Annotated in this window: 16 protein-coding genes; 12 read left to right on the forward strand and 4 right to left on the reverse strand. The window is 68.1% G+C overall.

Annotated features, from left to right (window positions below; translation table 11 throughout):
• Positions 1-13: 13 nt before the first annotated feature.
• The 6 genes from IEZ11_RS09500 (at position 14) to IEZ11_RS09525 (ending at position 6,387) form a co-directional block, all read left to right on the forward strand.
• A complete protein-coding gene (locus IEZ11_RS09500) occupies positions 14-1,048 on the forward strand; it encodes a DUF7064 domain-containing protein (protein ID WP_189262171.1) in 1,035 nt (344 codons plus the stop codon).
• The gene (cysD, locus tag IEZ11_RS09505; RefSeq protein WP_189262246.1) at positions 948-1,985 is read left to right on the forward strand and encodes a sulfate adenylyltransferase subunit CysD; all 1,038 of its coding nucleotides are present in this window, start codon (positions 948-950) and stop codon (positions 1,983-1,985) included. The genes IEZ11_RS09500 and cysD overlap by 101 nt, the downstream gene beginning before the upstream one ends.
• Positions 1,985-3,910, forward strand: a complete 1,926-nt coding sequence (cysN, locus tag IEZ11_RS09510) for a sulfate adenylyltransferase subunit CysN (RefSeq protein ID WP_189262172.1) — start codon at positions 1,985-1,987, stop codon at positions 3,908-3,910. The genes cysD and cysN overlap by 1 nt, the downstream gene beginning before the upstream one ends.
• On the forward strand, positions 3,907-4,647 hold the full coding sequence (locus IEZ11_RS09515; RefSeq protein ID WP_229712914.1) for a 3'(2'),5'-bisphosphate nucleotidase CysQ: 741 nt from the start codon (positions 3,907-3,909) through the stop codon (positions 4,645-4,647). The genes cysN and IEZ11_RS09515 overlap by 4 nt, the downstream gene beginning before the upstream one ends.
• A gap of 2 nt (positions 4,648-4,649) precedes the next feature.
• A complete protein-coding gene (locus IEZ11_RS09520; RefSeq protein ID WP_189262174.1) occupies positions 4,650-5,552 on the forward strand; it encodes an LLM class F420-dependent oxidoreductase in 903 nt (300 codons plus the stop codon).
• Positions 5,553-5,691: 139 nt separating this feature from the next.
• A complete protein-coding gene (locus IEZ11_RS09525; protein WP_189262175.1) occupies positions 5,692-6,387 on the forward strand; it encodes a hypothetical protein in 696 nt (231 codons plus the stop codon).
• Between the two features lie 131 nt (positions 6,388-6,518).
• On the opposite strand, the gene IEZ11_RS09530 is transcribed toward IEZ11_RS09525, so the two are convergent.
• Positions 6,519-8,795, reverse strand: a complete 2,277-nt coding sequence (locus tag IEZ11_RS09530) for an ATP-binding protein (RefSeq protein ID WP_308426464.1) — start codon at positions 8,793-8,795, stop codon at positions 6,519-6,521.
• A gap of 603 nt (positions 8,796-9,398) precedes the next feature.
• Here IEZ11_RS09530 and IEZ11_RS09535 point away from each other — a divergent pair.
• Positions 9,399-11,330: a pectinesterase family protein gene (locus tag IEZ11_RS09535; RefSeq protein WP_189262176.1), complete on the forward strand. Its 1,932-nt coding sequence runs from the start codon at positions 9,399-9,401 to the stop codon at positions 11,328-11,330.
• Positions 11,331-11,430: 100 nt separating this feature from the next.
• Here the strand turns inward: IEZ11_RS09535 and IEZ11_RS09540 are convergent, their stop codons facing one another.
• The 3 genes from IEZ11_RS09540 to IEZ11_RS09550 form a co-directional block, all read right to left on the reverse strand.
• Complete coding sequence (locus IEZ11_RS09540; RefSeq protein ID WP_189262177.1) at positions 11,431-13,725, reverse strand: ATP-binding protein; 2,295 nt, start codon at positions 13,723-13,725, stop codon at positions 11,431-11,433.
• A gap of 193 nt (positions 13,726-13,918) precedes the next feature.
• Entirely contained in the window at positions 13,919-14,713 is a 795-nt protein-coding gene (locus IEZ11_RS09545) for an enoyl-CoA hydratase/isomerase family protein (RefSeq protein ID WP_189262178.1), read from the reverse strand.
• Positions 14,706-16,388, reverse strand: coding sequence for an FAD-binding protein (locus IEZ11_RS09550; RefSeq protein ID WP_189262179.1), 1,683 nt, complete (start codon positions 16,386-16,388; stop codon positions 14,706-14,708). The genes IEZ11_RS09545 and IEZ11_RS09550 overlap by 8 nt, the downstream gene beginning before the upstream one ends.
• 235 nt (positions 16,389-16,623) lie before the next feature.
• Here IEZ11_RS09550 and IEZ11_RS09555 point away from each other — a divergent pair, with 235 nt between their 5' ends.
• The 5 genes from IEZ11_RS09555 to IEZ11_RS09575 all read left to right on the forward strand — a co-directional run bounded on the left by IEZ11_RS09555 (position 16,624) and on the right by IEZ11_RS09575 (position 21,644).
• The gene (locus IEZ11_RS09555; protein ID WP_229712915.1) at positions 16,624-17,694 is read left to right on the forward strand and encodes an acyl-CoA dehydrogenase family protein; all 1,071 of its coding nucleotides are present in this window, start codon (positions 16,624-16,626) and stop codon (positions 17,692-17,694) included.
• A 22-nt stretch (positions 17,695-17,716) separates the two neighbouring features.
• On the forward strand, positions 17,717-18,913 hold the full coding sequence (locus IEZ11_RS09560) for an acyl-CoA dehydrogenase family protein (protein ID WP_189262180.1): 1,197 nt from the start codon (positions 17,717-17,719) through the stop codon (positions 18,911-18,913).
• 91 nt (positions 18,914-19,004) lie between these two features.
• On the forward strand, positions 19,005-19,874 hold the full coding sequence (locus tag IEZ11_RS09565; protein ID WP_189262181.1) for a TIGR03560 family F420-dependent LLM class oxidoreductase: 870 nt from the start codon (positions 19,005-19,007) through the stop codon (positions 19,872-19,874).
• Positions 19,875-19,954: 80 nt separating this feature from the next.
• Complete coding sequence (locus tag IEZ11_RS09570) at positions 19,955-21,214, forward strand: amidohydrolase family protein (protein ID WP_189262182.1); 1,260 nt, start codon at positions 19,955-19,957, stop codon at positions 21,212-21,214.
• 109 nt (positions 21,215-21,323) lie between these two features.
• Positions 21,324-21,644 carry a chorismate mutase family protein gene (locus IEZ11_RS09575; protein WP_189262183.1) on the forward strand — a complete coding sequence of 107 codons (321 nt, stop codon included), beginning with the start codon at positions 21,324-21,326 and terminating at the stop codon, positions 21,642-21,644.
• Positions 21,645-21,791 lie beyond the last annotated feature (147 nt).

The raw sequence follows: 21,791 nt of genomic DNA on the forward strand, positions 1-21,791 counted from the left end.
AGGGAATCGTCACATGGCCATGGATCTCACCGGAGGCCTGGACCCGTCGCGTGAACACGTCTTCGCCGAGCGCCCGGACAACCCGGAGATGCGGGACTCGGTCAGCATGTGGATCTCCGACGACCGTGGCGCGCTCGGCATACCCCGGGTCGCGATCGAGGCCGTCGCGTCGGACTGGGGCGCACACCAACTACAGCTCAACGTGGCCTTTCCCGACGGACGGGTGTACCGCCTCCGTGAGTCAGGGCAGTCCCACCCCGCATTGGACGGCGACGGTCGTGCCACCGTACTCGGCACCGGACCCTTGGCGTTCCAGTGCCTGGAACCGTTCACGACCTGGACCGTGACATTTCACGGTACCGCTGTACAGGCCTCCACGCAGGCGTTGATCGCCGGCAGCACCGACGGTCCTCGGGTGGATCTCGCGTTTCGTGTGGAGGCCACGATGGCGGCCCCGCCATGGATCCAGGGTGCTCTCCTGCCCGAGGCGGGGGAACGGCTCAGGGCGACGTCCGAGGGAGCCCTCATGGGCGGTCCGCGCTACGAGCAGCTCTTCCAGGCCAAGGGATCGTTGTGCGTCGGAGGCGAGGAGCACACGTTCGCGGGGAGCGGCCTACGGATCCGCCGCCAAGGCGTGCGCGACCTGACCGACTTCCGCGGTCACTGCTGGCAGTCGGCGCTCTTCCCGAGCGGCCGGGCCTTCGGCTACATCGCCTATCCACCCCGCGATGACGGGCAGCCGACATTCAACGAGGGCTTTCTCTACCAGGGGGACGGCCCGCTCATCCCTGCCCGAGTGGTGCAGGCGCCCTGGCTGGGGAGGCTTCAGCCCACCGGTGAGGACGTCTCGGTCGTGTTCGAGTCCGAGCTCGGCAAGACACGCATAGGGGGTGAGACGGTCGTATCGACGTTCGACGTCGTCGACCGGCCGAGCATGCCGAACTTCCCTGTCCTGCACCAAGGGGGAGCCCGCTACCGCTGGGACGGCGAGGAGACCTACGGAATGCTCGAACGCTCCAGCGCCCGCGACAAGATCACCTGGCCGTGATGATGCAGGCCACAGGGGAGAAGGGCAGGCGGACATGGGTCGGCTGACACACCTTCAGCGACTGGAGGCCGAGAGCGTCCAGATCTTTCGGGAGGCCGTCGCCGAGAGCGAGCGACCAGTGATGCTGTACTCCGTGGGCAAGGACAGCTCGGTCTTGCTGCATCTCGCGTTGAAGGCGTTCCACCCTTCGCGCCTGCCGTTCCCGTTGCTGCACGTGGACACGACATGGAAATTCCAGGCGATGTACGAGTTCCGGGACAAGATCGTGGCGGACTTCCGCGTCGAGCTGCTCGTGCACCAGAACCCGGAGTGCGTGAGGCGGGGCATCAACCCCTTCGATCACGGCTCGTCGACGCATACGGACCTGTGGAAGACGGAGGGGCTCAAACAGGCACTGGACCATTACGGATTCGATCTCGCCTTCGGCGGGGCCCGCCGCGACGAGGAGAAGTCCCGGGCCAAGGAACGGGTGTTCTCGATCCGGTCCGCGCAGCACCGATGGGACCCCAAGGCTCAACGCCCGGAGCTGTGGCGGCAGTACAACGTCAGCAAGCAGCCCGGGCAGACCGTACGTGCCTTCCCGCTCTCGAACTGGACTGAGCTGGACGTGTGGCAGTACATCCACCACGAGCGGATCGACATCGTTCCGCTGTACTTCGCTGCGCCGCGTCCGGTAGTGGAGCGCGACGGGGCTCTGATCATGGTTGACGACGACCGGATGCGGCTGCGCCCGGGGGAGACTCCCGAGCGACGCAGTGTGCGTTTCCGGACGTTGGGCTGTTATCCGCTCACCGGCGCTGTGGAGAGTTCCGCCGCCACGCTGCCCGCCGTCATCCAGGAGATGCTCCTCACCACCAGCTCTGAGCGGCAGGGCCGGGTGATCGACCACGACTCCTCAGGATCAATGGAGAAGAAGAAGCAGGAGGGGTACTTCTGATGGCGCACGCGACCAACGAACTCGTCACGACGGACATCGACTCCTATCTGCGGCTCCACGAGAACAAGTCGTTGCTCCGCTTCATCACGTGCGGCAGTGTCGACGACGGGAAGAGCACGCTGATCGGGCGGCTGCTCTACGATTCGAAGCTCGTGTTCACCGACCAGCTCGCTTCGCTGGAGGCCGATTCGAAGAGGATCGGTACGCAGAACGGCGAACTCGACTTCGCCCTGCTGGTCGACGGCCTGTCCGCGGAGCGCGAGCAGGGGATCACGATCGACGTCGCCCACCGGTTCTTCTCGACCGAGCGGCGCAAGTTCATCGTGGCCGACACCCCGGGGCACGAGCAGTACACGCGGAACATGGTCACCGGTGCCTCGACGGCGGACCTCGCGGTCATCCTCGTCGACGCGCGCAAGGGGATCCTCACCCAGACCCGCCGCCACAGCTACCTCGTCTCGCTGCTCGGCATCCGCCACGTGGTGCTGGCCGTGAACAAACTCGACATGGTCGACTACGCACAGGACGTGTTCCTCGCGATCGAGGCGGACTACCGCGGTTTCGCCGGCGACCTCGGCCTGACGGACGTCGTCTGCATCCCCGTGTCGGCGCTGAGGGGCGACAACATCACCGAGCCCAGCTCGAACACCCCCTGGTACAAGGGGCCGACCCTGATCGGACATCTGGAGTCGGTCGACGTCACCGACGCCCTTGAGAGCACCCCGTTCCGGCTGCCCGTCCAGTGGGTCAACCGGCCCGACCTCGACTTCCGTGGATTCTCCGGTCAGGTCGCGGGCGGGAGCATACGACCCGGAGAGCGCGTCAAGGTCCTGCCTTCGGGACAGGAGAGCACCGTCGCCGGCATCGTCACCGCCGACGGAGACCTCGACGAGGCCGTCACCGAGCAGTCCGTCACCTTGACGCTCACCGACGAGATCGACGTCAGCCGGGGAGACGTCATCGCGGCCGCCGCCGCACCGCCGGAGGTCGCCGACCAGTTCCAGTGCCATCTGATCTGGATGAGCGAGGAATCGATGCTTCCCGGCCGGTCCTACCTGATCAAACTCGGAACCCGCACCACGGGCGTCGCGATCGATCGGCCGAAGTACAAGGTCAACGTCAACACCCTGGAACAGACGGCGACGCGGGCACTGGAGCTGAACGAGATCGGCGTCTGCAACATCCGTCTCGACCGGCCCGTCCCGTTCGACCCGTACACCGACAACCGGCACATGGGTGGGTTCATCGTCATCGACCGCATCACCCGCTCGACGGTCGCCGCCGGGCTCCTGGACTTCGCGCTGCGGCGTGCGCACAACGTGCACTGGCAGGCTGTCGAGATCGACAAGAGGGCCCGGGCGCACCGCAAGAACCAGCGCCCCGCCGCCGTGTGGTTCACCGGCCTGTCCGGCGCGGGGAAGTCGACCATCGCGAACCTCGTGGAGAAACGCCTCCACGACGAAGGCCACCACACCTACCTCCTCGACGGCGACAACGTACGGCACGGCCTCAACAGAGACCTCGGATTCACCGACGCCGACCGCGTGGAGAACGTCCGCCGTGTCGCGGAGGTGGTCCGGCTGCTGGTGGACGCGGGTATCATCGTGCTGGCCTCCTTCATCTCACCGTTCCGCGCCGAACGCGAGTTCGCCCGGACCCTTCTGGACGACGGCGAGTTCATCGAGGTCCACGTCGACACGCCTCTGCACATCGCCGAGTCCCGCGACGGCAAGGGCCTCTACGCCAAGGCCCGCCGCGGTGAACTGATCCACTTCACCGGAGTCGACTCACCCTACGAGCCGCCGGAGTCACCCGAACTCCGCCTCGACGCCGACGGCACCCTCTCCGCCGAGGCATGCGCCGACCTCGTCGTCGAGCACCTCCGAGCGGCCGGCATTCTCGCGCCCCCGCAGGAGGCACCGTGACCGGCGAGGACGACCACGAACTCGCAGCTTCCCTGGCCGCCCACGCGGGGCAACTCCTTCTGGACATCCGCGTGCAGGGCGGCGCCGAAGGAGACCGGCAGTCCAACGAACTGCTCCTGCGCCTGCTGGCACAGGAACGCCCCGAGGACGCCGTCCTCTCCGAGGAGAGCACCGACGACCCCGCTCGCCTCCAGAACCGCCGTGTCTGGATCGTCGACCCTCTCGACGGAACTCGTGAGTACGGTGAACCGCCGCGCGAGGACTGGGCCGTTCATGTCGCCCTCACCGTCGACGGACAGCCCGCAGCGGGGGCGGTCGGGCTTCCGGCCATCGGGCTCGTCCTGCACACGGGGGAACCTCCAGACCTCCCGGTGCGCCCGTCGGGTCCCATCCGCCTCGCCGTCTCCCGGACCCGCCCGTCGGCTTGTGCTGACAGCCTCGTCGCGCGATTGGGCGCGGACCTTGTCCCGATGGGCTCCGCAGGCGCGAAGGCCATGGCGGTCGTACGTGGCGCTGTCGATGTCTATGCCCACTCCGGCGGCCAGTACGAGTGGGACTCCTGTGCTCCGGTTGCCGTGGCCGCGGCAGCAGGGCTTCACGTCTCCCGGCTCGACGGCTCGCCCCTGCGCTACAACAATCCCGATCCGTACCTGCCCGACCTACTCATCTGCCGTCCGGAACTGTCTGACGCCGTGCTCGGTGCCCTCCGGGCCGTCGGACCAGAAGCAGCGAGGTGACGATGCGCTTCGTCTACAACTACCCGGAGACGAACGGCGTCGAGCGCGACCTGCTCGACGCCGGCAGGCTGCACGAGGTCGCCGTCGTGGTCGAGCGGTCCGGGTTCGACGGGTTCGCGCTGAGCGAGCACCCCGTGCCGAGCGCGCGGTGGCTGGCAGAGGGCGGGCATCAGACCTTCGACCCGTTCGTCGCCCTCGGGTACGTGGCGGCCGTGACCCGAAGGCTGCGCTTGCACACGAACCTGGCAGTGGCGCCCTACCGGAACCCGTTCCTCCTGGCGAAAGCGGCCGCGACACTCGACAAGCTCTCGGGCGGCCGTCTGGTGCTCGGGCTGGGGACGGGATACCTGAAGTCCGAGTTCTACGCGCTCGGAGTGGACATGGCGGAGCGCAACGCGTTGTTCGACGAGGTTCTCGACGTGCTGCCCCTGCACTGGAGTGGCGAGACGTTCAGCTACCGGGGTCGCCACTTCGAGGCCCGGGACGTCATCGCCCGGCCCCGGCCTGTCCAGGATCCCATCCCGATCTGGATCGGCGGAAACTCGAAGCTGACCCGTAGGCGTGTCGCCCAGCGGGCGCAGGGCTGGATGCCGCTGATCGGCTCGCCCGAGCTCATCGCCACCACGCGGACGGCTTCGATCGGTTCGCTCTCGGAACTGGCCGACATGATCCGTGAGATGCGGGACGCGGCAGAGGCTGCCGGGCGAGCGGATGGGATCGATGTGCAGTACTCCTACCCGGACCGGTCCATCTCCTCTCCGACCGTTGAGGCGGACCGTCATCGTGAAGCACTGGCCGAGATCGAGAAGGCGGGTGTGACCACGGTGGTCGTATCCAGTCCCACTTTGACGACCGACGCCACGCAGGATTTCTTGGAGGGGTTTGGCGCAACCTACTTGGTCTGACGGAGCCGGGAGGGCCCCTGGGGGTGTGACCGGCAAGGTCGTCGCCTTTCGGGCGGCCCCAGCGGTTGTCGCTCGGGGGAGTCCGCGAAGGCAGTGAGGCCGGCGTCGGCGTGCAGAAGCGGCTCTCTGTCGTTCGGGCATGTCGGCGACAGCGTCGAGCGAGGCGCTGACGGCCTCGGCGGTCGGCTGGGCAAAGAGGGCAGCAGCGCTGCCGGTCGGCTCGGAATGTGATCTTGTGCATGCCCCTGACCAGACCGAAGCGGCGTTCGGCGACGATCGGTTGGACCAGCGGCCGACGACCGACTCGTCCCGGCCCAGGAACTTCAGCAAGCCCGGAGAGTCTCATGCGTCGGTGCCCGACTCGGGTCTCTGGGATGGAACGGCGGCCGCCCAAGGCGATCACCGGCGCCGATGCCGGGCATCCGAGAACAGGGCCGGTGACGCGATGCCCAACAGCGCACAGCGTACGTCGGCGGCATCGGCGCAGAAGCCGACCGGCGGCCCTGCCCATGCGACGCTGATTCTCGCGATCATCCGGATCAGCTACTTCATGGTCATCCTCGACAACTCGATCGTCTTCACCGGGCTGCCGCACAACCGCTCCGACATGGGGTTGTCCGAGACCGGCCTGTTCTGGATCACCAACGCCTGCGTCCTGGTCTTCGATGGGTCGCTGGTCTCCGAGGCGGACGCCATGGAGCTCGTGGCGGAATGCGACGACATCGGTGTGCCCGACGGCCACGCTGGTCGCGGCCTCCCGGCTGGCCGTGCACGGACTGTGCCTGCTCAGGGATCGCGGGGACCGAACCCGGCACCGTCTGCGCACCTTCCCTGAGGAGGGATACGACGCTGGGGAGCCGACGGGCTGCGGGACGACTCGGGCCGCAGCGCCAGGTCGTCCGGTGCAGCTGGTTCGCGCTGAACCTGCACGTTTCGCTGTTTGAGGTACCTCGGGACCGGGCGGTTCTACGGGGTGGACCCCCGGGTGGGTTTCTGGTTCGCCGCCCACCAGGACGCGATCTGGGCGCGACTGCGGAAGTCCAGCTTGGCCAGCAGGTTCTGCACGTGGCCGCCGACCGTACGCGGGGAGCGCCCCAGCCTGGAGGCGATCTGCCGGTTGCTCAGGCCCATGGCGACGAGTTCCGCCACTTCGCACTCTCTGCGGGTCAGCGCTTTCGCGGGAACAGCCGGCATGGCCGAGGTACGGTCCGAGGACAGCGCGTACGGGATGGCCTGGCCAGGACTGTTGCGGCGGCCGCCCTCCGCGAGTGCCTGCGCGTAGGCTTCTCGACCCAGGGCATCGGCGGCCGCTTTCGCACAGTGCGCGTGCTGCTCGGCCACCCATGGGCCGAATGCGCCTATTGAGGTATCCGCGTTTCGCCACAGGGCCTCGGCGGCGCCCAGCAACCGAGCCGCCCGCGCGTGCTCTCCGCTGTTGCTGGTCGCCCAGGCGAGCAGTTCCAGCATCCGCGCGACCATCGCGTGGTCGTTGAAACCCCGCATGTTCTCCAGCGCCGAACGTGCGAGTTCCTTGGTCGCTTCCGGATCGCCGACGGCCCAGGCATTGTGGCCCAGGGCCATCAGCACCTGTGCACGGCCCCATCGCTCTCCGCTTGCCTCGAAGAAGGAGATCAGCTCTCCGCAGGACTGTGCCGCACGAGGGTCTCCGGCGTAGGCCTGGACACATGCCAGCGCGAGCCGCCAGGAGGTGGCCTCCCGCTCGTCTCCTGCCGCGACCAGGGCGGCCACAGCACTTTCGTATAGGGCGACGCTTTCCTGGGGATGCCCCCGGTAGTGCGCTGACACGCCGCGGAAGCCGTCCGCCCGGGGAAGCTGGACCGGGTCGCCCAGCCGCTGGGTCAGCGGCTCGGCCTCGTCCAGCCATCGGTCTGCCGCCGCCAGGTCGCCCTGTGTCTGTGCCACCCAGACGGCGGCGAAGAGACCCCGAACCCGTTCCAGGGTGGGCTCGGGCGCCTGCGCCAGTGCCGCCTCCAACTGGCGACGCCCCTCGGTGAGGAAACCGCCGACGCACCAATGGAAGATCAGTGCTCCGGCCAGCGCGAGCCGGGCCTGAGGATCTGCGTCGTAGTCCAGTGCCACCAGCAGATTGGGGTGGTCGGCGCGCAACCGGGCCAGCCTTTCCGCCTGACCACCGGCGAACCAGTCCGTATCGACACACCGGGCGATCGTGAGGAAGAAGTCGCGGTGTCGCGCGCGGAACTGCTGCGTCTGTCCGGAGGAGGCAAGCTCTTCCCACCCGTACTGCCGCACGCTCTCCAGCAACCGGTAGCGCAGGACTCCGTCACAGTCCGTGGTGAGGACCACGGACTGGTCGACAAGTCGGTCCAGGAGGTCCAGCACCTCGTGTGGCGCGATACCGTCTCCGGCGCAGACGCCCTCGGCCGCATCCAGTGCGAATCCGCCAGCGAAGACCGAGAGCCGGTTCCACAGCAGTCGCTCGGCCGGGGTGCAGAGCTCGTAGCTCCACCCGATCGTGGCGCGGAGCGTGCGCTGGTGAGGCGCTGCCGTCGGACTGTCGCCGGTAAGCAGCGCGAAGCGGTCCTCCAGCCGTTCTGCGACTTGTGCCACGGTGAGTGTGTGCAGCCGGGAGGCCGCCAGCTCGATCGCCAGTGGCAGACCGTCCAGGTCGGCACAGAGCCGAGCGATCTCTGCCCGCTGCCGCTCGTCGGCCGTGAACGTGGACCGCGCTGTCGTTGCCCGGTCTTGCAGCAAGCGGGCCGCGTCTGCCGGAGGCAGCGGGCCGACCGTGACGAGGTGCTCGCCAGCGAGGCCGAGTGTTCGGCGGCTCGTCGCAAGGACGCGCACCTCGGGGGCGGCGGAGAGCAGAGCCTTTGCCAGTTCGGCGCAGGCGTCAGCCTGGTGTTCGCAGTTGTCGAGCAGGACCAGCGCCCGACGTCGGGCGAGACAGCCCCCGAGTTGTTCCATGAGGGGCCGGGTGCCGAGGTCCGGCACTCCCAGCGCGGTCGCGACCATGCCGGGCACCGCTGTGGGCCTCTGCACGGGGGCCAGGTTCACCAACCAGGCTCCGTCCGGAAAGGCGTGTGCCGAGACAGCGGCTGCCTCCACCGCGAGCCGGGTCTTTCCGATACCACCGCTGCCGATGAGCGTCACCAGCCGTGTCGCCTGCAACAGCGTACGGATCTCGGTCACCTCGGACTGACGGCCGACGAAACTCGTGGACAACGCCGGCAGGTTACCTACCCGTGAGTTCACCAGGGGCACCTCATTCGATACCTCACCGAGCCTCGCGGCGACGCGTGGCCTGGAACAGCCGGTGTCACCTTCGGGCACCGACGGACGACCGGGTTCTCTTCCTGTGCATTCCAGGACCTTCTGTCAGAGGTGCGGCGGACGGACAGTTCGGTACCTTGCCGTGTTCGTCTGTTTCCCGCCTCCTCCCTTTGGCCTCCGTTACGGGCCGTGCCTCATTCATTCGGCCGAGCGTGATCGGAGTCGGGGCGCGACGCGACCCATGATGCGCGAGACGACATGGATGGTCAGCGCCTGGTACGGCGGTGCTCCGGCGGAGCGACCGGCCCTTCGGGGAGGGGCGCAGGGACGGCGTTGACGAAGGACGAGCTCGACAGCCTGGGACCGCCGGTGGAGCACTGTCCGCAGGTGGTCTTCGACACGGCTTCGGCACCCACCCAGCGCTGGAATGGGTAGAACTGCGCATGCTCGGCGTCGAACCCCCGAGACAGCCTCTGGGCAGCCGATTCGCCACGCGTTCTGCGGGCAAGCATTCGTTCTTTTCGTGATGCGCCCCCGGAATGCCAAAGGGAAGGCAAAGAGAACCATGGCTGTCCAAGACATACAGGGGGCCCGGTGAACACCGCGATCCAGGAACACGCCCGCAGCAGGCCGAGATGGGTCATGGCCCTCGTCGCCTCTGCCACGTCCGCTGCCATCCTGGCGGGCACTGTGGGCGGTGCGCTCGCCACCGCCTCGCCCGCCGCCGCCGCGAACAGCACGCCGGTCTTCCGGCTCGACACCGACAACGGTGCCACTACCGCCAACTATCTGGCGTTCCTCAGCCAGATCCGGGCCAACGTCGACTACGAGGCCCAGGACGTCGACAACACGGTGTCCGGCACCACCGACCTGATCGACCACACCAACCCGAACGCCCTCGGCTACACCGAGGCCGTCATCATGACCGAGGAGGGGCACTCTGTCCGGCTGCGGTTCCGCACGAGCGACATGTACCTGGTCGGCTGGTTCGACAGCAACGGCCACTACCACTATGTCGGTCCGAGCGACCAGGCACGGATCGCGGTGCCGGACCGGCCGAATTCCCAGCAGCTGAGCGCGGGCGCGGACTACGGCACCCTCGAACGCCTGGGCGGTGTCGACCGTACGACCATGGAGTACAACCGTATCCAGACCGAAGCCCACGCCATGAGTCTGTGGAAGGCGTCCAGCACCCAGGCCATGGCGGCGGCGGTGGTGTACTTCGCCCAGTTCATCGCCGAGGCCTCCCGGTTCCGTGGCATCCAGGACACCATTGCCCAGGAGGGCTTCGGCCCCACCGGCGACGAGTCGTATGCCGACACCACAAGGCTTGATGCCCGTCTGGTCGAACAGGAGACCGACTGGGGGCAGCTCAGCGACCGGCTACGCCAGGTACAGCTCACCGGCAGCGACCAGACGCCCGTACCGCTGACCGGATGGGTCCGGGACGGTTTCGGCCGCATCGCCGAGTTGACGCTCAGCCTCGCCCGCGACTACGCGCGCGTCATGATGCTCGCCAACGGCTACCCCGGATACCAGAAGCGGCGCCACCTCACGGACGCCGACACCATCGTGGTCGCCGCCGACGGATCCGGCGACTACGGCACCGTGCAGGCCGCGATCGACGCCGTCCCCTCGGACGGGATCCAGTACACGGTCCTCATCGAGCCGGGCACCTACCACGAGTTCATCACCGTTCCCGCGAACACGGCGAACCTGATGATCAAGGGAGACACCGGCGACGCGTCCACAGTCGTCATCACCGGTGACCGGGCCCACGGGACACTCAGGCCCGACGGCACGCCGTACGGCACCGAGGGCAGCGCCGTGGCCACCTTCAAGGCGTCTGGTCTGACGGTCGCGGACGTCACGATCCAGAACACGTTCGACCCCAAGGCGCACCCGGAGATCGACGCGTTCTCGACCCAGGCTGTCGCGGTGGCCGCCGAGGGCGACCGGCAGACCTTCAGCCAGGACCGGATCATCAGCAGCCAGGACACCGTCCTCGCCAAGTCCCCGGTGCCCACCGCGCAGAACCGGCAGTACTTCGTCGGCAGCTACATCGAGGGCAACATCGACTTCATCTTCGGCAACGCCACCGCGGTCTTCGACAGGTGCAACCTCGCCATGCGCAACTGGCCCGGCGGGACCGTGCTGGCGCCGAACACCGACAAGAGCAAGAAGTACGGCATCCTCATCACCAAGAGCACGATCTACACCAACGGCGTACCGGCGAACACGATGTTCCTCGGGCGGCCCTGGCACAACACGGCGGACGCCTGGCCCCAGGCGGTTGTCCGCGACACAGTCGTCCACCAGGGCATCGACCCCGGGCGCCCCTGGACCGACATGACCCCTGACTACGCCTGGACCCAGGCGCGGTTCAAGGAGTACCACAACTCCTATCCCGACACCGACCGGACTTCCTCCTCCCCGAGCGGTCCGCAGATGAGCGACACCGACGCCGCGGACTACACCGCCCAGAAGTACCTGGCCGGCACGGACGGCTGGGCCCCCGTCTTCTGACCGGGCGAGGCTGCGTACCGGAAGGCGACAGGGAGGAGGTGCCGGGCAGTGCGGGCACCTCCTCTCCCTGTGTGCGTCCTGCGCTCGGCGGCCGCCGCCCTCACGGCGTGAGAACCTGGTTCGCCGTCCACCAGGCGGCGATGCGAGCCCGTGACCGGAAGCCGAGTTTCGCGAGAATGTTCTCCACGTGGCGGTCGGCCGTACGTGGCGAGAGTACGAGCTCTGCGGCGATCTGCCGGTTGCTCAGCCCGCGGGCCACGAGTGCGGCAACCTCCCGCTCGCGGCATGACAACGGGCACACGGAGTCGGAGGCGCCGAGGACAACCGTGGTACGGCCGGTGTCGGTGTCGGTGTCCGAGTCGGTGCCGGCGTCCTGGGCCAGGGCGAGGTCGACGGCGCGGACGGGAGTGCCGATACGCCCGCCGTCCGTGTGGGCAGCCGCATAGGCCGTCTGCCCCAACGCGTCGATCACCGCAGCCTCGCACCGTGCGTGGTGTTCGACCATCTGCGGCCCGAACGCGGCGATCGAAGTCCCGGCGTCCCGCCACAACCTGTCCGCGGCGCCCAGCAGGCCTGCCGCGAATGTCGGTGCGCCGTCGGTGTTCGCCCAGGCGAGCAGTTCCAGCATGCGCGCGACCATGGCGAAGTCGTTGAAGCCCCGCATGCACTCCAGCGCGGACCGGGCCAGTGTGCCGGTCGTCTCCCGTTCGCCTCGAGACCAGGCGTCGTGGCCCAGGGCCATCAGCACCTGAGCCCTGCCCCAGCGCTCCCCGCTCGCTTCGGCGGCGGTGATCATCCGGTGCCCCGTCAGGGCCGCGCGGGGATCGCCGGCGTATGCCTGGACACAGGCCAGCGCGAGCAGCCAGGAGGCCGCTTCCCGCTCGTCACCCAGCGCCGTCATGGTGGCCAGAGCGTGCTCGTAGCGCTCGATGCTCTCCTGCGGCCGTCCCCGGTAATGCGCCGAGACGCCGCGGAACCCTCCTGCCTGGACCGTCACAGCCGGGTCGTCGAGTCGCTCGGCCACAGTTTCGGCCTCGTCGAGCCAGAGATCGGCCGCTGCCAAGTCGCCTTGGGTCTGTGCCACCCAGGTCGCGGCGAGCAGCGCTCGGGCACGTTCCGCGGTCGGCTCGGGCGCCAGCGCCAGGGCGCGCTCGAACCGGCTGCGCCCCTCGCTGAGAAAGCCACCCGCGCACCAGTGAAAGCTCAGCGCGGTGACCAGGCGGAGCCCCGTTCGAGGGTCGGCGTCGCATTCCAGCGCGGTCAGCAGGTTGGCCTGCTCGGCACGCAGCCGGGCCAGGCTCTCCACCTGACCCGAGCCGTACCAGTGCCGGTCGACGTGCTCGGCCAGGGTCAGGAAGAAGTCGCGGTGTCGTAGTCGCAGGTCGCCTTCCTGACCGGACTCCACGAGCCGCTCCCGGCCGTACCGTCGGACGATCTCCAGCAGCCGGTAGCGGGGGCGGCCCTCTGTTTCGTAGGTCAGAACGACCGACTGGCCTACCAGCCGATCAAGGAGATCCGCCACCTCGTGGCGTGCGATGGCGCCTCCGGCGCAGACTTCTTCCGCCGCTTCCAGAGTGAACCCTCCGGCGAAGACCGACAGTCGGCTCCACAGCAGCCGCTCCGCAGGGTCGCACAGCTCGTGGCTCCAGTCGATCACACCGCGCAGGGTGCGCTGATGACTCGGTGCCGTACGGCTTTTGCCGGTGAGCAGGGTGAAGCGGTTCTCCAACCTTTCCGTGAGCTGTCGGACGGTCAGGCTTCGCAGCCGGGACGCCGCCAACTCGATCGCCAGCGGCAGCCCCTCCAGATCTGCGCAGAGTCGTGAGACTTCGGCTTGATCGGCAGGGCCGACGGAGAAGTCCGGGCGGATGGCCTTGGCCCGGTGTCGCAGCAGTTCGACCGCGTCGTGTGACGGCAGCGGCGACACGCCCAGGACGTGCTCGCCGGTCACCCCGAGGACGTGGCGGCTGGTCGTCAGAATGCGCAGATCAGGGGCGGCTGACAGCAGGGCTCGGGCCAGTTCGGCACAGGCACCGATCAGATGCTCGCAGTTGTCCAGGATCAGCAGAGTCCGTTGCCGCGCCAGATAGCCGGTCAGCTGGTCGAGGACGGGCCGCGTTCCCGGATCCGGCACCCGCACCGTGCCTGCGGCGGTGGATGCCACCGCCGCGGGATCGCGGACCGGGGCCAGGTCCACCAGCCATGCCCCGTCCGGAAACGCCCTGCCGAACGTTCGGGCTGCCTCCAGTGCCAGGCGGGTCTTGCCCACTCCACCCGGGCCGGTGAGTGTCAACAGCCGCCCGGCGCCCAGCAGATGGTGGATCTCCGTGACCTCCTGCCGCCGCCCCACGAAGCTGGTGAAGGGCGCGGGCAGGTTCCCGGAATCCGGGATCATGCTCGCCATGCTTCCCGCCGTCTCGCAGTCGTTGAGGGCGAACCTCACACAATGCGGACACAGGGAAAACAAAGAAAAGGCAAAAGGGGCGGGTCGGGCTGCAGCCTTCCAGGTCACGGACACGCGGTCGCCGATGTACACCTGGGCCGGTGACCCGCTCCGCCGCGCAGTCCACAGATTTCGGCGCCCCGGCTCAACGGCCGTCGTACACGCTCGGCCATTGATTGCGGAACTTCGGTTCCCGTTTCTCGGCGAACGCGTGCGGGCCCTCCAGCAGGTCACCGGCGAGCAGAACGCGGTGTGCCACGGCCTCGTAGTGGCGCTGTTGTTCCGCCAGCAGGGCGTCCCGCCAGAACTTGATCGCCTGCTTGGTCCCCCAGACCGCGACCTGGGACTTGCGCGCGACCATCTCGGCCTTCTTCAGGGCGGTCTCCAGCAGCTTCTCCCGGGGGACCATCTGTTGCACGAAGCCCAGCCGCTGTGCCTCCTCCGCGGTCAGCCGCCCGCCCGTGAGTAGCATGTCCATGACTGTCCCGATGGGGAGGAGCCGGGGCAGTATGTTCACGGCGACACCGGCGAGAAAGCCGTGCTCCACCTCGAACGCGCCGAACCAGGCGTTCTCCGAGGCGATGCGGATGTCGCAGCTGATGCTGATCTCCAGGCCTGCGGCGACCGCCAGCCCGTTCACCGCCGCGATCGTGACCTTCTCGCACGCGGCCAGTCCGGCGATGTCGGGATCACGGGAGACCGGCACCGCGGAGCCCCCTTCGGTCCGTGCGGCCATCTCCTTCAGGTCGGCCCCGGCGCTGAAGGCCTTGTCGCCGGCCCCGGTGATGACGGCGACGTACTGGTCGGGATCCCTCTGGAACTCCGCCAGTCCGGCCACGAGGTCGGCCATGACCGTCCCGCCGAGGGAGTTCATGCGCTCGGGACGGTTGATGGTGAACACGGTGGTGTGGCCGTGCTTTTCGACGAGCAGGTCAGCCATGGGTGCCCCCAGAGGTCTGCGACGCGGAGTCGTTCGCGGCGATGTAGGAGAAGACGGCCGAGTTGCCGATGCTCGCGCCTGCTCCCGGGTACGTCCGCCCCATCACGCTCGCCGTGCAGTTGCCCGCTGCGTAGAGACCCGGGATGGGGTGGCCGTCGATGTCGAGGACCCGGGCGCGCTCGTCGCAGACCATGCCACCGACCGTTCCCACGTCGCCGGGGTAGATCGGCACTGCGAAGAAGGGCGGCTTGTCGATCGGCCCCAGGCACGGATTCGGCCGATGGGTGAAGTCCCCCTGGTAGCACTCGTGGGCGCCCTCGCCGCGCTGGAAGTCCTCGTCGACGCCGGCTGCGGCGAACCGGTTGAACCGCGCGACCGTCGCCGTCAGTTCGGCGCTCGGCAGTCCGCACGCCGTCGCGAGGTCCTCCAGCGTCTCGCCGCGTTTCAGGAAGCCGCTGAGCAGCCACTCTTCGGGTGTGCGACCGGGCATCGAACCGGCGAACATGTATCGCGACCGGTGCCGGGAGTCGATCACCAGCCACGACGGCACGCCGGCCCCGGTCTCTTCGTGATGTCGGTACATGAGCCGGCCGGCCTCCATGTAGGCGACCGACTCGTTGAAGTACCGGCGTCCCTTCGCATCGACGATGATGGCGCCGGGTTTGCCGCGCTCACCGTTGAACAGTGCGGGTCTGCTGTCCGGCATGATGACGGTGGGGATCCAGATCGCCTCGTCCAACGTCGCCGTCGCCGCACCGTGCCGCATTGCGGCCCGGACGGCATCCCCGGTGTCACCGGGGTTGGCGGAGGTCCATGTCCCGTCGTTGGGCTGCCGCGAGAACTTTTCGCGCATCTCCTTGTTCCGTGCGAATCCGCCTGCCGCGAGGAGTACTCCGTCGCGGGCGCGTACCCGGAGTGTGCGGCCCCTCCTGTGCACCAGAGCTCCGGTCACCTGACCGTCTTCGACGATGAGGTCCTCGAAGGCGGACTCGGTCCATACCGGTACGTTGCGCTCTATCAGAGGCTCCAGGATCTGGCCGATCAGGGATGCTCCGTTGGTCACCAGCTTCTGTCGGCGCAGCCGCCCGCCTGCCGTGCGCGCCGCGACCCGGACCGCTGTCGCCAGAGCCCTCCGGCTGCGCCGCAACAGCACGATGGTGGCGACCTCGGCTGTGAACAACGCCAGATCGCCTGCCGCGGACGGCCGCAGGAACCGCTGCCACGGACCGAGGCGGTTCGCGTCGTAGGCCGTGCACTCCAGGGAACGTCCCCTGGCCATACCTCCGTCGACACCCCTGACCCCCGCGTAGTAGTCGCTGTAGCCGTCGCAGTGACGGAACGCCACACCCTCCCGCCGGAGGAACTCCACCATGTCGCAGCCCGAGGACACGTAGGCGCGGCGTCGTGCGAGCGTGGATCCGGCCTCGGGTTCTCCCACGACGTCGGCGAGGTAGGCGAGGGCCTGTTCAGCCGAGTCCGCCATGCCGGCGCGGGGCAGCAGGGGATTGGCCGGGATCCACAGCACGCCGCCGGACATGCCGGTCGAACCGCCGATGAACTCGGATTTCTCGACGACGAGGGCCTGCCGGCCGAGAGCGGCAGCCCGTAGTGCGCCGACCAGTCCGCCGCCGCTGCCGACCACCAGGAAGTCGGTGACATGGTCCCAGTCAGTCATGCCCATCCGATCCAGCCCTTCGACCGGCTCCCGAGGATCCACAGAAGATTCCATGTTTCTAAAAGTCTCATGGATGTTAGTCGTGGGATTCCCGTCTGGTCAAGGTCAAGTCGCGGGCTGACGCGGGTGGCCCATGCGAGGCCGTCACCTTGTGATCGCGCCCCGCTCCGCGGTTCGTTGGATGTGGGGAAGTGTCGAGTGATGCTGGGGCAACCCGTGTCCGGCGGGTTGCGGCGTGAGCAAATCCGATGACATATTTAAGAACATGGAAGGTTTTGAGCTTCGGCGTCAGGACTTCTCTCTGAACGCCGAACAACTGGCGGTGCGGGAGGCGTTCGGCGACTTCTTCCGCAAGGAGTGCCGCCCTTCGGTGGTCCGTGAAGCGGAACCGCTCGGCTTCGACACGGGCCTGTGGCGACGGCTGCTCGACATGGGAGCGGCCGCCATGGCGCTGCCCGAGACCGTCGGCGGTCACGGTGCGACGCTCGTTGACCTGGCGCTGGTCGCCGAGGAACAGGGACGGACAGTCGCGCCTGTGCCCCTCGTCGCGCACACGGTGGCCACACGACTCCTGGCCCGCGCCGGTGCGCCGGGGGACGTCCTCGCAGCGGCCGCGAGCGGTGAGCGGTTGGTGACGCTCGCGCTGCAGCCCGCGGCGGTCGGCAGGCGGCAGTTGTTGCCAGAGGGAGCGATCGCCCGGGACGTCGTGGCGTGGACTCCGAAGGGACTGGCTCTGTACTCCGCCGGACGCCCGGGTACGCACCTGCGGAACCAGGGTTCGACAGCACTGGCCTGGTGGGACCCCGGTGCGGCGGACAAGCGCGTCGAACTGATCACCGGACCTGAAGCCTTCGCCCTGTTCGGAACCGCGGTGGCCGAATGGAAGCTGCTCACCGCCGCGGCTCTGGTCGGCATCGCGGACTCCGCACTGTCCCTGGGGGTGGAGTTCGCCAAGACCCGGCGCACGCTGGGGGTTCCGATCGGCAGCCTTCAGGGTGTGTCCTTTCCGCTCGCCGACGTGGCCACGGCGGTGGCCGGTGCACGCAATCTGGTGTGGAAGGCTGCCTGGTTCGCCGAGTACGAGCCCGCGTCGCGGCCGGAACTCCCCTTGGCCGCCTTCGACTGCGCCGCACGCACCGCCACCGACGCGACCCGCGTCTCGGTGCATGTGCAGGGCGGGCTGGGGTTCACCGTCGAGGCGGACATCAGTCTGTTCTTCCTCCGCGCCAAGGGCTGGAGCGCACTCGGCGGCGATCCCGGCGAGGACCGAAAGAGGATCGCGTCCGCCCGGTTGCGCGTGGTCTGAAACTCCGAGAGAGGGCAGGACGATGGACTTCAGCACCGTCGAGCTCGCGCCCGAGCAGTCGGCGTTCCTGGAGGAGGTCCGTGACTTCCTCGACGAGGTCATGATCCCTGGGGTGCACGAGCACGAGCGGTCCACCGGCGACGGGTTTCACGAGGAGGTGCATCGGGCCCTCGGTGCCCGGGGCTGGCTGTTCCCCTCCTGGCCGACCGAGGAGGGAGGCGCCGGCCTGGACCCGGTCCGCCGTCGCATCCTCGCACTGGAGCTGGAGCGGTACCGGGTCCCGCACGTCACACTGAGCACCACCGCACTGGTGTGGGCGGCCGTCGCCCGGTTCGCGGAACCCGCCCTGGCAGCTGAACTCAAACCCGGGGTGGCGGCGGGCGGCGTCCGCTTCTGCCTCGGCTACAGCGACCCGGAGGGCGGTTCGGACATCGCCGCCACGTACCTGCGTGCCGTCAGGGAGGGCGAGGACTGGATTCTCAACGGCGCGAAGATGTTCACCACGGGCGCGCACAACTGCCAGTACACCTTCCTCGTCACCCGCACCGACGCGAGCGCGCCCAAGCACAAGGGCCTCACCATGTTCCTCGTCCCGTTGGCCCTGCCGGGCGTGGAGATACAGGCGATCCGAACCTACGGGGGTGAGCGGACCAACGCCGTCTACTACACGGACGTCCGGGTGCCCGACCGCTACCGCCTGGGCGAAGTGAACGAGGGGTGGGGTGTGCTGCGCGGGCCGCTCGACGCGGAACACGGCGCGGGAAGGGAGACGGACGGTCTCTCGGATGTGTGCCAGGGCCGGGTGTTCCTCTGGGAGTTCGAGCGTGCGCTTGAAGCCACGATCGGCTGGGCGAGGCGGTCGGTGCGTCCGGACGGCACACCGGTCGCCGACGATCCCGCATTCCTGGATCGGCTGGGGCGGCAGATCGTCGAGTTGGAGGCCGCCGTCGTCACCCCCGGCCCCATGGGCCGGATCAAAGGGTCGCTCACGCTCATCGAAGGCGTGGCCGAACTCGTGGACCTGGTGGGTCCCGAGGCGCTGCTGGCGTACTCCGCCGACGGGGCGCCGGCGGCGGGAGAACTGGACTTCGCCCACCGCTGGGCCCAGGGCACGGCCACCTACGGCGGAACGATCGAGGTGTTCAAGAACATCGTCGCCCAGCATGTGCTCGGACTCCCGCGGGCGACGTACCCGGGCAGTAAGGCTCTGGTGCGCTGATGCGGTCCTGCCACGCCGCGCAGCGAGACAAATGCTCTCATTGATATAAAAAATCTGGTATCGCGCTGGGACGAGCCGTACGGAGCGCCGCATGAGACTGGCCCTGCACCTGAATGACTACACACACCTCGGCAGGCCGAAGGAGATGGGTCCGGCGCTCGCCCGCATCGCCCGCACCGCCGAAGACGTCGGATTCGCCCGGCTGAGCGCGACCGACCACTTCTGGCAGATCAGCCAGCTGGGTGAGGAGGACGAGCCGATGCTGGAGGTGTACTCGGTGTTGGCCTTTCTCGCTGGGCACACCTCGACCATCGAACTACAGGCGCTCGTCACGGCCGCGACCTACCGCGCACCCGGTCTGCTCGGCAAGACCGTCACGACCCTGGACGTCCTCTCCGGCGGCCGCGCCCTGCTGGGCATCGGTACGGGGTGGAACGAGCAGGAGGCGACGGGGCTCGGACTTCCCTTCGACGGCCACGACGGCCGCTACGAGCGGCTTGAGGAGACACTCCGGATCTGCCTGCAGATGTGGAGCGGCAGTGACGCGGCCTTCGAGGATCAGCACTACCGGTTGGGCAGCACGCTCAGCGTGCCGCGGCCCGTCTCCGACCCACGCCCGCGGATCGTCGTCGGCGGTGGTGGCGAACTGAGGACGCTCAAACTGGCTGCGAAGTACGCCGACGCGATGAACGTGTGGGGCGGCCCGGAAGCGGGCCAGAAGATCACGCGGCTTCGCGAGCGATGCGAGGAAGTGGGAAGAGACCACACGGAGATCGAGAAGACCGCCCTGTGGCCTCTGGACGCGGAAGGCCCCCAGGGCACGGACCGGCTGCTGCAGGAGTTGCGCCGCCTGCACGACCTCGGGTTCAGCACGGTGTACGGCGCCGTGCCCGGCATCCGCTCCGCAGCGCAACTGGAGGTCATCGGTTCGAAGGTGATCCCCGAGACCAGCAGTTGGTGACTCCTGCCGGCCGGTCCGGCTGTGCCGCCCCATCGAGAAGGATCCACGATCGAGAAGGATCCGCGTAGGAAGGATTCGGCATGAACCTCCAAGACATGATCTTGGTGAGCATCGACGACCATGTGGTCGAACCCCCGGACATGTTCCGCAACCACGTGCCGGAGAAATACCGGGACCTGGCGCCGAAGAGCATCGTCGACGAGAACGGCTTCGAGAAGTGGTGGTTCCAGGGGAACGCCATGGGCACCGTCGGCCTCAACGCCGTAGTGGGATGGCCGAACGAGGAATGGGGCCTCAATCCCTCGACCTTCGCGGAGATGCGCCCCGCCTGCTACGACGTCCACCAGCGGGTCCGCGACATGAACCGCAACGGGATCCTGGCGTCGATGTGCTTCCCGTCGTTCGCCGGCTTCAGCGCCAAGTTCTTTCAGCAGGCGAAGGACAAGGATCTCTCGCTCGTCATGCTGAAGGCCTACAACGACTGGCACATCGACGAGTGGTGCGCGGCCTACCCGGGCCGGTTCATCCCGTGCGCCATCATGCCGGTGTGGGATCCGCAGGACCTGGTCCAGGAACTGCGGCGGGTTGCGGCCAAGGGCGCCAGGGCCGTCACCATGCCGGAGCTGCCGCACCTCCAGGGACTGCCCAGCTACCACGACCTCGAATACTGGGGCCCGTTCTTCGAGACCGTGTCCGAGCTGGGCATCGTGATGTGCCTGCACATCGGGATGGGCTTCGCGGCCATCAACAGCGCCCCCGACGCGCCGATCGACAACATGATCATCCTGGCCACCCAGGTGTCGACCTTCGCCGCCCAGGACCTGCTGTGGGGCGGGGCCATGCACAAGTACCCCGACCTCAAGATCGCCTGGTCGGAGGCCGGGATCGGCTGGATCCCGTTCTACCTGGACCGGTGCGACCGCCACTACACCAACCAGCGGTGGCTCCGTCACGACTTCGGCGGGAAGTTGCCCAGTGAGACATTCCGTGATCACTCACTCGCCTGTTATGTCACCGATCCCACGGCGCTCAAGGTCCGCCACGAGATCGGCATCGACAACATCGCATGGGAGTGCGACTACCCGCACTCGGACTCGATCTGGCCCAACGCGCCCGAGTTCGTGCTGAACGAACTGAACGGCGCCGGCGTCGGCGACGACGAGATGCACAAGATCCTCTGGCAGAACACCTGCCGGTTCTTCGGGCTCGATCCGTTCCAGCACATCTCCCGCCCCGCGGCCACCGTCGGTGCACTGCGTGCCCTGTCGCCCGACGTGGACACCACCGTCCGCTCCAAGCACGAGTGGCGCAAGTTGTACGAACTGAGCGGCGCATCGTGACCGTTCACCGCACGACGGTCGCTCGCGTACGACGCCGCTCAGCACTCGGACCGTGGCGGCCGGTCTCGCGGGCCGGAGTTCTCGCGCGAATCAAGTAAGGAAGGGTGAGATGCCGTTCTCATCATCCGCCGGCGACCGGACCGACCTGGTCGTCGAACTGGACCGACTCGACCGTGATGTCATCGCCCTGTTGAAGCGGCGTGTAGAGATGGCGATGGCGATGGACGCCACATCCTCGCCGACTGCGGTGGACGAGCACGAGTCGAGGGCCATGGACCTGTACCGCGGCGAGTTCGGAGGCCCCGGCGAACTCCTCGCTCGCGCGGTACTCAACCTGTGCGGCATCAAGCGGCGGCCGCCCCAGCAGTTCCGGCACTCCCTCCTGCCGAGAATGACCTCGGCAGGTCACCCGGATGCCACGCACGAGTGAAGTGACCCGTGGCGGCTGATGCGTTCAGGATCGCACGGGTCGGCTTCGCAGGCTTCGTGTGATCATTGCCGGTCGGCGGCGACCAGAGGGGCGAGCCGCAGGGAGGCCGGCTCGTCCTGGCAAGCCTGTTCTGCGGTGCTCGGGAAC

It is taken from the genome of Streptomyces fuscichromogenes (assembly GCF_014645815.1).
Lineage (GTDB): Bacteria > Actinomycetota > Actinomycetes > Streptomycetales > Streptomycetaceae > Streptomyces > Streptomyces fuscichromogenes.

Coding starts and splice junctions, on each gene's coding strand:
- IEZ11_RS09550 (WP_189262179.1), bottom strand. CDS start 16,388: ATGACTGACTGGGACCATGTCACCGACTTCCTGGTGGTCGGCAGCGGC.
- IEZ11_RS09545 (WP_189262178.1), bottom strand. CDS start 14,713: ATGGCTGACCTGCTCGTCGAAAAGCACGGCCACACCACCGTGTTCACC.
- IEZ11_RS09525 (WP_189262175.1), top strand. CDS start 5,692: ATGTCGGCGACAGCGTCGAGCGAGGCGCTGACGGCCTCGGCGGTCGGC.
- IEZ11_RS09540 (WP_189262177.1), bottom strand. CDS start 13,725: ATGATCCCGGATTCCGGGAACCTGCCCGCGCCCTTCACCAGCTTCGTG.
- IEZ11_RS09500 (WP_189262171.1), top strand. CDS start 14: ATGGCCATGGATCTCACCGGAGGCCTGGACCCGTCGCGTGAACACGTC.
- cysN (WP_189262172.1), top strand. CDS start 1,985: ATGGCGCACGCGACCAACGAACTCGTCACGACGGACATCGACTCCTAT.
- IEZ11_RS09575 (WP_189262183.1), top strand. CDS start 21,324: ATGCCGTTCTCATCATCCGCCGGCGACCGGACCGACCTGGTCGTCGAA.
- IEZ11_RS09520 (WP_189262174.1), top strand. CDS start 4,650: ATGCGCTTCGTCTACAACTACCCGGAGACGAACGGCGTCGAGCGCGAC.
- IEZ11_RS09570 (WP_189262182.1), top strand. CDS start 19,955: ATGAACCTCCAAGACATGATCTTGGTGAGCATCGACGACCATGTGGTC.
- IEZ11_RS09560 (WP_189262180.1), top strand. CDS start 17,717: ATGGACTTCAGCACCGTCGAGCTCGCGCCCGAGCAGTCGGCGTTCCTG.
- IEZ11_RS09565 (WP_189262181.1), top strand. CDS start 19,005: ATGAGACTGGCCCTGCACCTGAATGACTACACACACCTCGGCAGGCCG.